Raw genomic sequence first — 11032 nt, forward strand, 5'->3', positions numbered from 1 at the left:
CTGGCGATGGCCTGAATCTATAGCACAGATTCGTTGCCCAATGCGGCGGCATGCCGGTCCGACCCGACGGTCATGGCGATCATCGTTGCTGCCGCAAGCGACGCCGGTGCATTCGGCGGCTGGCTGGTTAGAATGTTCAGCCCACGACCCCGCACGACTCACGACAACGGGAACAGTCCATGCACGATCTCCTGCACACCGCCGCGAGCACGCCTTCCAGCTGGGTGACGCGATTCGCGCCCTTGATCGCCTCGGGCGGCGCAATCCTGGATTACGCCTGCGGCAGCGGCCGCCATGCACGCTGGCTGGCGCAGCGCGGCTTCCGCGTCGAAGCGGTCGACCGCGACGGCATCGCGCTGCAGCTTCTGCAGGGCTTGCCCAAGGTCACCACCCGCGAGGCCGATCTCGAAGGCGAGGCATGGCCGTATGCCGGACGCCAGTTCGATGCCGTCGTCGTCACCAATTACCTTTGCCGCCCGTATTTCGGGCACTTGCTCACGGTGCTGCGGCCGGGCGGGGTGCTGATCTACGAGACCTTCATGCTCGGCAACGAGCGTTTCGGCAAGCCGAGCAATCCCGAATTCCTGCTGCGGCCGAACGAACTGCTCGAACGGCTGCGGGGCGACTGGACCGTCGTCGCCTTCGAGCAGGGCGAAGTGCAGTCGCCGCGCCCGGCCGCGGTGCAGCGGATATGCGCGGTGCGCGGGCATGCTGCGACCTTGGTGCTGCCTTAGAGGGTGTTTACAAAATAAAGTAAACTCCCCCCTTCACTGATCGAAGGAGCCAGTCCCATGGCCAGAACAGGACGTCCCCCGAAGATCCAGGCCGATGACGCGGAGCATCTGGTCGCCATCGTGCAATCGGATCGGACGGCCACGCTGGATGAGATTCGTCAGGAGTTCAGGCGGCGCACCGGCATCGACGTACATGAGCAGACGATCATCAAGACGTTGGGTAAGCTTGGCATTCGGCGTGTTTCCAGCGACAAGGCCGTTGTGACTACAAACAACGGAAAAACCCTACGCCTGATATTTCCGCAATGGGAAGGTGGAGATAATCCGCCATATTTTCTCGGATCGAAGATGCTGACTTGGCTTGCGCCCGAGGCAACTGGCCCAGTTGAGGAAGTGCCGGTAGATATTCCTACGGATACTCCCTTGACACCGGAAAACGACATGACAGGGCGAGCCTCGCTGAAAAAGTACATCCAGTCGGCTAAGGAAATCGTCAAGCGCCATCAACCGGACGCCATTGCGGTGCTGGGCGGAGACTGTTTAGTCTCTCTCGTACCTTTTGCCTGGTTGAGCGAACGCTACGGTGACAAGCTAGGCGTCCTCTGGATTGACTCACATCCCGACGTACAAACTCCGGCACAGTACAAGAACGCCCATGCCCATGTGCTTGGCGCGCTCATGGGTAATGGCGACCCCGATTTGACCAGTGCCGTCAAACATCCGATTCTCGCCAAAAACATCATGATCGCGGGCATCCATGATCCTCTGCCGTATGAAGCGAAGTTCATTGCCGATCACGGCATTCGCACTTGCTCACCTGAAGAAGTGCGCGCTGGCGCGGAGTCTGTGATCCAGTGGATAAGTGACAGTGGCATCGAGGTTTTGGCCATTCACCTCGATCTGGACGTGCTCGATCCCCAAAATTTCCGCTCGGTGCTGTTTGCTCGGCCTGGGCGGGGCGAGCATGACTTCGGCGATGTGGCCGAAGGAAAGCTCAATATTCCCGACGTTGTGAAGCTTATCGGACAAGTCACCTCACAAAAGCCAGCGGTCGGAATGTCCGTTGCCGAGCATCTTCCCTGGGATGCGCTGGCCCTCCAGGACATGCTTGCGAAACTGCCACTGATCAGCTCAGCGGCATCGGGGGCGCAGCCGAGGTAGCCGGGGCGGTGGCGGGCGAGTTCGGCGATGAAGTCTCCCAGGCGTGTGTTTTCCGCCAGCAGCAGGCCCTGGCTCCAGGCCTGGCGGGTGCTGTCGGCGGGTGAAGGGGCGCTGGCGCCATGGCTGCTCCGCAGGCTTTGTTCTCCGGCTTGCAGGATGAGTGCAGGGGTACCGGCTGCCTGAGGCTGCAGTTCGACCGCGCCTTCGAATACGGCGACCTGCGTGCCGGCTTCCTGCCGCAGGACGCTGAAACGGGTACCAAGGGCGTGCATGCGGCCATGAACGGTGTCGACGACGAGGGGGCGGGGCGGCCGATGGGTGTCGTGTGCGGTCTGAATCAGTATCTCGCCGCGATGCAGGCGGATGCGGCGCTGCTGCGCGTCGTAATCGACATCCACGGCGCTGGCGGTGTTGAGCCAGATGCTGCCGCCGTCGGCAAGTGCGATGGTGCGCCGTTCGCCGGTAGCGGTCCTGTGGCTGGCGTTCCATTCGGCCCAGGGCGCCTGGCGGGCGAGCGTCCAGCCCAGCGTGCCGGTGCCGCAGAGCAGAAGCAGCATCTTGGCGGCACGTCGGCGCGTGAGTTGCCGTTCCGACGCAGCGTCGAGCGTGCGGCGGGCACCGGCCCTGTCGGGCGTGGGGAGATGGCTGAAGGCGCCGCAGATGCGCTCGACCTGCTGCCATGCGGCGCGGTGCCGGACATCGGCATCGCACCACGCTTGCCATGCCTGTCGCTGGGCCGGGTCGACGGAGGCGGCCCTGAGGATCGCGAACCATTCGTCGGCCTGTTGCAGTACCTGGAAATCGGGCGTTTCCGGCGTGTTGCCGCCATGGCCGCTTGCGGGGCTCACGGCGCCAGTCCCGATTGCAGGCAGTGGAGCATGGCCTGGGCCATGTACTTCTTGACCATGCGCTCGGAAACCCCCAGATGCCCGGCGATCTCGATGTGGCTCAGGCCGTCCAGCTGTGCCATCAGGAAAGCGCTGCGGGCCTTCGGGTTGAGGCGGTCGAGCAGCGCGTCGAGTTCGCATAGTGCTTCCAGCAGCAGGCTGCGTTCTTCCGGCGAGAGGGCAAGGGACTCGGGCCGGCTGGCCAGGGTTTCCAGCCAGGCGCGCTCGATTTCCAGGTGCCGCCAGTGGTTGACCACCAGCCCGTGGGCAACCGTGGCCAGATAGGCGCGCGGTTGGCGCAGGGGCTCGAGCGGCGTGCCGCGCTGTTCCTGGGTGAGCAGCCGCAGGAAGGTGTCCTGGGCCAGATCCGCGGCATGGTTCGAGCAGCCGAGTTTCTTGCGCAGCCAGGCGTGAAGCCAGCCGTGATGCTCGGCATAGAGATCGGCAATGGGGTGGGCTGGGGCGACAGGCACGGCGTGCTCCGGAAGTCGGGAACCCTTGCTTGGTGCGAACAGGCACAAATAGTATTGTTGATCAGTCATATTTTCATTTCTCAGAATAGGAATCGTAAATCGCATCTGCCGCAGGCTGCGGCGCGCCTTTTTCATGTCTAGTTGTAACAATAAGTAAGAAATGTCCGTTTTTTGCCGCCTCAAACGACATACCTGATGAGAGCGCAAAAAAGACGGCGGTGGAGGCTTGTCTCCGAGCCTGTCGTACGAGTCCGTGGCCGTCCATGGCCCCTTCCTTTTCTTGTCCTTACCGATGCACAGACAATTTTTCTTCCCATGCGGGCCTGCCCGTCATGCCTGGGGGCAGGCATGAAAGAGCATCTCCGCCAGTCGATGGCCTGGTTGCACACCTGGGTCGGCCTGGTGGCCGGCTGGGTGTTGTTTTTCGTCTTCGTCACCGGCACTGCCGGCTATTTCCAGTACGAGATCACCCGCTGGATGCAGCCGGAGCGCGCCATGGAACCGGACAGGCCGGGAGAAGGCGCCGCGACCGTGCATATGCTCGAACTCGCGCTGCAACGCCTGGAGCAGATGGCCCCGGTGGCCGCGAGCTGGCGCATCACCCTGCCGCACGAAGCGATGGCGCCGCGCGAATGGCGCGGCCTCGAAATCCGCTGGGAAGAGATGCCTTTGCCGGGCCACGAGTGGGGCGCGAGCGGCAGCGAGAAGCTCGACCCCGTCTCCGGTGCGCTGCTGCTCGCAGGCCCCGAACCGCGCGAAACCGCGGGCGGCCGTGGCCTGTACCGGATGCATTACGCGCTGCATTACATGTCTTACGACTGGGCCATCAGCATCGTCGGCATCGCCACGATGCTGATGCTGCTGGCGATCGTCAGCGGGGTGATCACGCACAAGAAGATCTTCAAGGATTTCTTCACCTTCCGGCCGGGCAAAGGGCAGCGAAGCTGGCTGGATGCGCACAACGCGGTGAGCGTGATGGCGCTGCCTTTCTTCCTGATGATCACCTACAGCGGGCTGGTGTTCTTCCTGTTCACCTACATGCCGGCCGGGCGCGACATGCTGTACGGCACCGGCCCGGCGGAGCAGACGGCGTACTACGACGCGCTGTTCGAGCGCGGCGAACACAAGCATGAACCGATCGGCAGGCCGGCCGTGCCGCTGGTGCCGCTGCTTGCGCAGGCGGAGGCGGAATGGGGGGCGGGCAAGGTGGCTTCGGTGACCATCGAGCGCCACGAGGGCGAGCCGCCCGAAATCCTCATTTCCCGGATTCCCGGCGGCAGTCTGGACTTCTGGAACCCGGCCATGCTGCGGTTTCATGCGGAGACGGGAGAGTTGCTGGAGCCAGAGCCCCGGCCCGGTGGCTCGGCGGCAAAGACGCAGCGGGTGATCTTCAACCTGCACGAAGGCCTGTTCGCCGACATATGGGGGCGCTGGTTGTATTTCATCGCCGGGCTGCTGGGCTGCGCCATGATCGGCACCGGGCTGGTGCTGTGGAGCGTCAAGCGGCGCAGGCACCACCTGGGTAGCGGCCGTGAAGGCGCCGAGCACTTCGGCGTGCGGCTGGTCGAGGCGCTCAACGTTGCCACCATTGCCGGCCTGCCGTTGGCGGTGGCGACCTATTTCTGGGCGAACCGCCTGCTGCCGGTCGACATCGCGGATCGCGCGGCCTGGGAGTTTCACTGCCTGTTCGCGGTGTGGCTGGGAAGCTTGTTCTATGCGCAGGCGCGGCCGCTTGCCCGCGCCTGGGTCGAACTGCTGTGGGGTGCCTGCGCGGCCTATGCGCTGGTGCCGGTGATCAACGCTCTGACGACGGGTCGCCATCTGGGCCAGACCCTGCCGGCCGGCGATTGGGTGCTGGCGGGCTTCGACCTGACGATGTGGGCGCTGGCCGCGATGTTCGCCTGCACGGCCATCAAGGTGCGGCGCCGGCTGGCCCCGGCGGGCCAGGCCGTGCGGGCTGCGGCGGGCGCCATGCCCAAGAAGGGGGTGGCATGAAGAAGGAAAGCACCTTGACGCCGGCCTATCGCTGGTCGGTGGCGTCCCGTGTGGCTGCCGCCGCGCTGGGGGGCTACGCGCTCACTTCCGCCGCCACCGTGCTGCTGTCGCTGCTGTGGCCGGCGCCGCGGGCACAGGCCGTGCTGTGGGCGACGATGATCAGCTTCACGGTATACACCGTGGCGGTGATCTGGGCCGTCCACGCGCGCAGCGCCGGCCGTGCCTGGGCAGGCATGGTGGCCGGCACAGTGCTGCTGTCCGGAATCGCCTGGCTGCTCTGGCTGGTGGAGCAGGGAGGCGGTGCATGAACGTCGTGTCGAACTTGAGCGGGATGCATCTGGGTATCCTGCTGCTGAGCGGGCTGGGCTTCTTCGCGCTGGCTTTCGCCACTGAGCGCCATGGCAAGCATCTGCTCGGCAGGCTGCCTGCATCGCATTGGCGGCGCATGGCACGGGCGCTGGGCTGGCTGTTGCTGGCGGTCGCGCTGGTGCTGGGCATCGCTGCGCTGGGCAGCGGCGTGGGCATCACGCTGTGGCTGGGCTGGCTGAGCGTTGCTGCGCTGGCCTGGGTGTTCGCCTTCCCCAAGTGGCCCTGGCAACCGCCTGTGCGCGAACGCGCCGAACGCGGTAGCGCGAAGCCTGGGCCGGCCGAGGCGGATGCCATTCCCGAGCCACGCGCTCGCCGCTGGATTGCCGCCGGCCTGCTGGCGGCCACTGTCGCCGTGTTCTCGGCAGGCCTGGCCGGCGAGGAAGTCCAGTTGCTCAAGCGCCCTGACGCGATCCAGGGCAAGGTGGGGCCGTGGCAGTTCGCCTTTGCCGAGGCCCACCGCGACGAGCCGGAGGTGATGGAGATGGACGTTCCGATGAAGGAATTCCGCCTTCGCTTTTGCGAGGCCTGCGACGACGACATCCAGCGGGCCTACCTGAAGGTGAACAAGCCGCGCTCGGAGCGCGCTACCGGCATGGCTTTCATGGGGCAGCGCTGGGAGCGGCGGGTGGAAATTCCGCTGCCGTCCACGACACGGGCGGACAGCGAGCTGTGGCTCACCGTCGTCGGCAAGGACGGCAGCGTCCACCAGGCCGTGATACGCATGGATCGGGTCTCTCCCGCCACCGTGGCCTGGTTCGATGAACAACGGAGCAAACATGCAAGACGCTGAACACTCGAGCGCCCGCTGGCTGCTGGCCCTCGGCCTGGCGCTGGGGTGCGCCGGGGCTGCTGCCCACGAACCGGTGGCCCGCTGCTTCCTGGTGGACGAGCACACCGTGCGCTGCCGGGGCGCGACCAACGACGGCGACGAAATGCCGGATTCGCGCATGGAAGTCATCGCCGTGGACGGCGGTGCGCTGCTCGAAGGCAAGCTGGGCGCGGATTCCACATGGACATTCAAGAAACCTGAACAGCCCTTCTACGTGCTGTTCGACATCGGCCCCGGTTTGCAGGTCACGGTCGAACAGGAAGAGATCACCGCGCCGCCGCCCGATCGGGTGCCGCGCTGGATGCGTACCCGGTAAAGACAGGAGAACTCATGCCGCAGTCCCGTTCCCCCCAACATCCCTTGCAAGAAGTACGACGACGTGCGCCACACGGCCACGCTCAGCTTCGAGGTTCCCCGCTGATGTCCGCCGGTGCTGCATCCGGGCTCGTCGCTCGCGGGGCGGAGCATGCTGGCCGAAGCCGGCTGGGCTGAAGCACAGGCGGCTGCTCAGGCCACACCCGGATCGCCCGTACCGCCTCGGGCGGGATCGAGCGCCAGTATCCGCTGCGCCAGCGCGTCGATGCCGGCTGGACTCAGGTCATCGGTTTCCAGCTGCGGCGCATCGCCGAACCCGGCGTAGTTGCCATGTTGCGAGCGGCGGTAGAGCGGATCGTAGTGCAGGTCGATGAATTCGCCGAACAGTTCGGGCAGGGCACGGGCCTCGGCCAATGCGTGCCAGTGCTCGATGGTCTTGCGGCTCTGCAACTGGGCGAGGCGGTCGATGTTGGCCCGCAGGCGGGCGATGTCGTCGCCGAGGTAGGCGTAGTCGTGCACCAGGAATTCCAGCCGCGCCTCGCGGCTGGCTTCGATGGCGATGCAGGGCGCACGGCGCATCGCGAGGATCAGCGGCTCGGGCACGAAGAGTGCACCGATCCTGCGGCTTTCGGCTTCGACATGCACCGGGTGTGCCGGATCGAGCGCCGCCATCCGCGCCCACAGCAGGGTTTCGAAGTGCTTCTGTGCGGGCTGCGGCCGGCCGGGCAGGGCGCCGAGCACCGAGCCCTTGTGAGCGGCCAGGTCTTCCAGGTCGAGTGTCTGCGCGCCGGCGTGCGCCAGCGCCTCCAGCACCCGCGTCTTGGCGCTGCCGGTGGGGCCGCAGACGACCCGCCAGCGCAGCGCCGAGGCGTAGTGCCCGATCTCGGAAATGACGTGGTGCCGAAACGCCTTGTAGCCGCCTTCCAGTTGATGGGCGTCCCAACCCACCATGCGCAGCCAGGTCGTGAATGAACCGCTGCGCTGTCCGCCGCGCCAGCAATACACCAGCGGCCGCCATTTTTTCGGTTTGTCCTTGAGATGGCCCTGGAGATGGCGGGCAATGTTCTCGGCGACCAGCGCACCGCCGAGCCGGCGGGCCTCGAAGGCGGACTGCTTGTACAGGGTGCCGACCACGATGCGCTGTTCGTCGTCCAGCACCGGCAGGTTGACCGCGCCGGGAATGCGATCCTCGGCGAATTCCGCCGGGCTGCGGGCATCGATGATCTCGTCAAAGCCGGATAGCTGTGCTACGGTCGCGACGCCTTTTCTCATGTTTTCGCAGGCACGTTTCCAATACTCCTTGCGCGCCCGCTGCTCCTCTTTCCGGCTATGAACGAAATCAAACTCACGCAATTTTCCCACGGCGGCGGCTGCGGCTGCAAAATCGCGCCCGGCGTACTGACCGAACTGCTTGCGGCGATGCCGGCCGGCCTGATGCCGCCCGAGCTGCTGGTGGGCACCGACACCTCGGACGATGCGGCAGTGTATCGGCTGAACGAGCGCCAGGCCGTGGTCGCCACCACCGATTTCTTCACGCCCATCGTCGACGATCCGCGCGACTTCGGCCGCATCGCCGCCACCAACGCGCTGTCCGATGTCTATGCGATGGGCGCCACGCCGATCTTCGCGCTGGCCGTCGTCGGCATGCCGCTCGACAAGCTGCCGCGCGAAGTCATTGGCGAGATCCTGCAGGGCGGAGCGGAAGTGTGCCGCGACGCCGGCATCCCCATCGCCGGCGGCCATTCGATCGACGTGCTCGAGCCGATCTACGGCCTCGTCGGCCTGGGTGTGGTCGATCCGGCCAAGGTCAAGACCAATGCCGGCGCGCGCGATGGCGACGTGCTGGTGCTGTCCAAGCCGCTCGGCATCGGCATCCTGTCGGCGGGGCTGAAGAAGGGGCTGCTGTCGCCGCAGGGCTATCAGCAGATGGTTCGCTGGACGACCACGCTGAACCGCGCCGGCACCGTGCTTGCCGAGCTGGACGGCGTGCATGCCGTCACCGACGTCACCGGCTTCGGCCTGGCCGGCCACCTGCTGGAAATGTGCCGCGGCGGCAAGCTGGGCGCGGAAGTGCGCATCGACGCGCTGCCGCTCATCGGCGAAGCCGCGGCGCTGGTCAGGGACGGCATCGCCACCGGCGCCTCGACGCGCAACTGGGCCAGCTACGGCAGCGGTGTGCGCCTGCCGGCGAGCGCGCCGGAATGGCAGCAAAAGCTCGTCACCGATCCGCAGACTTCGGGCGGTCTGCTGATCGCCTGTGACGAGCGCGCGCTGGACGCGGTGCAGGCTGCGATCGCCGACGCACAGGGCGAGTCCGGCACGGTGATCGGGCGGATGGTGGCGGGCGAAGCGATCGTGACGGTGGTCTGAGGCTGCGCTAGCGCTTGCCCAGCAATGGCTCCAGGCCGTTCCACACCGTATCCAGCACCAGCGGCTGCGCGTCGGCCGTGGGATGGATGCCGTCGGCGAGGAAGCGCTCGGGCTGGTCGGCGAAGCCTTCCATCAGGAAGGGAACGAGTGGCACCTGCTGGGCCTTGGCGACTTCGTCGAAAGCCTGGGCAAACCGGCGGGTGTAGGCGGGACCATAATTCGGTGGCATCTGCATGCCGATCAGCAGCACCCGGGCACCGGCTTCGCGGGATGCGGCGATCATCGCTTCGAGGTTCTCGGCCAGCAGTTGCGGCTTCAGGCCGCGCAGACCGTCGTTGGCGCCGAGTTCCAGGATGACGATGTCGGGCTTGTGGCGTTCGAGCGCGGCCGGCAGGCGCGAGCGGCCGCCGGCCGAAGTCTCGCCGGATACACTGGCATTGACGACGGTATGGTGGAACCCTTTTTCCTCCAGGCGCGTCTGCAACAGGGTGGGCCAGGCTTCGCCGGGCTTCAGGCCGTAGCCGGCGGACAGGCTGTCGCCCCACACCAGGATCGTCGCCGCCTGGGCGGCACTCATGAACAGCAGCATGACAAAGAAGGTAGCGATGGATCGCAGCGGCATTGAAATCTCCATTCCGGTCATCGAAGTCGAGCGCCTGTCGAAGCGCGTGAAGGTGGCCGACGGCGAGGGTGATCTGCACATTCTGCAGGATGTCGGCTTCGCTGTCGGCGCGGGCGAGTCGGTCGCCATCGTCGGCGCGTCGGGTTCGGGCAAATCGACGCTGCTGGGATTGCTCGCCGGGCTGGATGTTCCATCGGGCGGTTCGGTCAGGCTGCAGGGCACGGATTTCTTCGTCCTCGACGAAGATGCGCGCGCGGCGCTGCGCGGCGAGACCATCGGCTTCGTGTTCCAGTCCTTCCAGCTGCTGCCGGCGCTCACCGCGCTGGAGAACGTGATGCTGCCGCTGGAACTGGCCGGGGTGCCGCAGGCGCGCGAGGTGGCCACGCAATGGCTGCAGCGCGTCGGCCTGGAAAGCAGGCTGAGCCACTATCCCAAGCACCTGTCCGGCGGCGAGCAGCAGCGCGTCGCGCTGGCGCGGGCTTTCGCCCCCGATCCGCGCCTGCTGCTGGCCGACGAGCCGACCGGCAACCTCGACGCCGAAACCGGCCGCGCCATCATCGAACTGATGTTCGCGCTCAACCGCGAAGCCGGCACCACGCTGATTCTCGTCACCCACGACGAGTCGCTTGCGCGCCGCTGCGGGCGCGTGCTGCGGATGGATGCGGGGCGCTTGAGTGAGGCACAATGACCATTCAGGCCAAGGATGAGAAAGCAATGAATACCGACCTTGATCAGCGTATCAGCTTCAATCCTCGCCAATGCGGTGGGCAGCCCTGCATTCGCGGACTGCGGATTCGCGTGGCCGACGTTCTGGAAATGCTTGCCCAGGGAGTCGATCAGTCTGAAATCCTGACGGACTTCCCTGATCTGGAAGGCGCGGACATCCTGGCCTGCCTGCATTTCGCCGCCAAGCGCGCATCCATTGCGAGGCTGGCGGCGTGATTTTCTGGGTGGATGCCCAGTTGCCGCCCAGTCTTGCGCCATGGTTGTCCGAAGCCTTTGGTGTGGAAGCCTATTCGATGCGCTTTCTCGGATTACACGACGCAGAGGACGGGCATATCTTCGATCGAGCGCGAGATACAGGTGAAGTCGTGCTGATCAGCAAGGACAGCGATTTCATCGAATTGATTGCACAGCGCGGCCCCCCACCGCGACTGCTGTGGGTGACTTGTGGAAACCTGACCAATCGACGCTTGCGCGAAGTACTCGGACGCTTGTTTCTCGACGCCATCGTTTTGTTGAAGGCGGGCGAGCAAATCGTCGAACTCGGTGACGCC

14 protein-coding genes and 1 pseudogene are annotated in these 11032 nt (G+C 65.7%); 10 read left to right on the forward strand and 5 right to left on the reverse strand.

Annotated features, from left to right (window positions below; translation table 11 throughout):
- Positions 1–179: 179 nt before the first annotated feature.
- Positions 180–734 carry a class I SAM-dependent methyltransferase gene (locus TBU01S_RS19505; protein ID WP_068639166.1) on the forward strand — a complete coding sequence of 185 codons (555 nt, stop codon included), beginning with the start codon at positions 180–182 and terminating at the stop codon, positions 732–734.
- 57 nt (positions 735–791) lie between these two features.
- On the forward strand, positions 792–1895 hold the full coding sequence (locus tag TBU01S_RS23295; RefSeq protein WP_083953737.1) for an arginase family protein: 1104 nt from the start codon (positions 792–794) through the stop codon (positions 1893–1895).
- Positions 1896–2098: 203 nt separating this feature from the next.
- Here the strand turns inward: TBU01S_RS23295 and TBU01S_RS24890 are convergent.
- The 3 genes and pseudogenes from TBU01S_RS24890 to TBU01S_RS24090 form a co-directional block, all read right to left on the reverse strand.
- Positions 2099–2743 (reverse strand): annotated as a pseudogene (locus TBU01S_RS24890) (FecR domain-containing protein); the annotation flags it as partial.
- Positions 2740–3255, reverse strand: a complete 516-nt coding sequence (locus tag TBU01S_RS19515) for a sigma-70 family RNA polymerase sigma factor (RefSeq protein WP_068639168.1) — start codon at positions 3253–3255, stop codon at positions 2740–2742. The gene TBU01S_RS19515 and the pseudogene TBU01S_RS24890, both read right to left, overlap by 4 nt.
- Before the next feature lie 73 nt (positions 3256–3328).
- Positions 3329–3520, reverse strand: a complete 192-nt coding sequence (locus tag TBU01S_RS24090) for a hypothetical protein (protein WP_157659214.1) — start codon at positions 3518–3520, stop codon at positions 3329–3331.
- A gap of 83 nt (positions 3521–3603) precedes the next feature.
- Between TBU01S_RS24090 and TBU01S_RS19520 the strand changes: the two genes are divergently transcribed.
- From TBU01S_RS19520 to TBU01S_RS19535, 4 genes are read left to right on the forward strand one after another with little or no spacing between them, the layout of a single operon-like run.
- A complete protein-coding gene (locus tag TBU01S_RS19520) occupies positions 3604–5250 on the forward strand; it encodes a PepSY-associated TM helix domain-containing protein (RefSeq protein ID WP_068639169.1) in 1647 nt (548 codons plus the stop codon).
- Entirely contained in the window at positions 5247–5558 is a 312-nt protein-coding gene (locus TBU01S_RS19525; RefSeq protein ID WP_068639170.1) for an iron transporter, read from the forward strand. Before TBU01S_RS19520 ends, TBU01S_RS19525 begins: the two co-directional genes overlap by 4 nt.
- Positions 5555–6409, forward strand: coding sequence for a DUF3325 domain-containing protein (locus TBU01S_RS19530; protein ID WP_068639171.1), 855 nt, complete (start codon positions 5555–5557; stop codon positions 6407–6409). Before TBU01S_RS19525 ends, TBU01S_RS19530 begins: the two co-directional genes overlap by 4 nt.
- Positions 6396–6764: a hypothetical protein gene (locus tag TBU01S_RS19535; protein ID WP_068639172.1), complete on the forward strand. Its 369-nt coding sequence runs from the start codon at positions 6396–6398 to the stop codon at positions 6762–6764. Before TBU01S_RS19530 ends, TBU01S_RS19535 begins: the two co-directional genes overlap by 14 nt.
- 191 nt (positions 6765–6955) lie before the next feature.
- On the opposite strand, the gene mnmH is transcribed toward TBU01S_RS19535, so the two are convergent.
- Positions 6956–8035 (reverse strand): tRNA 2-selenouridine(34) synthase MnmH, encoded by a 1080-nt coding sequence (gene mnmH, locus TBU01S_RS19540; RefSeq protein ID WP_068639173.1) that lies wholly within the window; start codon positions 8033–8035, stop codon positions 6956–6958.
- 57 nt (positions 8036–8092) lie between these two features.
- On the opposite strand from mnmH, the gene selD reads away from it, so the two are divergent.
- Complete coding sequence (gene selD, locus TBU01S_RS19545) at positions 8093–9133, forward strand: selenide, water dikinase SelD (RefSeq protein WP_068639174.1); 1041 nt, start codon at positions 8093–8095, stop codon at positions 9131–9133.
- A gap of 7 nt (positions 9134–9140) precedes the next feature.
- On the opposite strand, the gene TBU01S_RS19550 is transcribed toward selD, so the two are convergent.
- Positions 9141–9755, reverse strand: a complete 615-nt coding sequence (locus tag TBU01S_RS19550; protein ID WP_068639180.1) for an arylesterase — start codon at positions 9753–9755, stop codon at positions 9141–9143.
- Between TBU01S_RS19550 and TBU01S_RS19555 the strand changes: the two genes are divergently transcribed.
- The 3 genes from TBU01S_RS19555 to TBU01S_RS23300 form a co-directional block, all read left to right on the forward strand.
- A complete protein-coding gene (locus tag TBU01S_RS19555) occupies positions 9739–10443 on the forward strand; it encodes an ABC transporter ATP-binding protein (protein WP_068639175.1) in 705 nt (234 codons plus the stop codon). The two genes, TBU01S_RS19550 and TBU01S_RS19555, sit on opposite strands and share 17 nt — an antisense overlap.
- Entirely contained in the window at positions 10440–10697 is a 258-nt protein-coding gene (locus TBU01S_RS19560; protein ID WP_245650991.1) for a DUF433 domain-containing protein, read from the forward strand. Before TBU01S_RS19555 ends, TBU01S_RS19560 begins: the two co-directional genes overlap by 4 nt.
- Positions 10694–11032: DUF5615 family PIN-like protein (locus TBU01S_RS23300; RefSeq protein WP_083953738.1), on the forward strand; the 339-nt coding region annotated here is incomplete at its 3' end. The genes TBU01S_RS19560 and TBU01S_RS23300, both read left to right, overlap by 4 nt.

The sequence above is a fragment of the Thauera butanivorans NBRC 103042 genome, from assembly GCF_001591165.1.
GTDB lineage: Bacteria > Pseudomonadota > Gammaproteobacteria > Burkholderiales > Rhodocyclaceae > Thauera > Thauera butanivorans.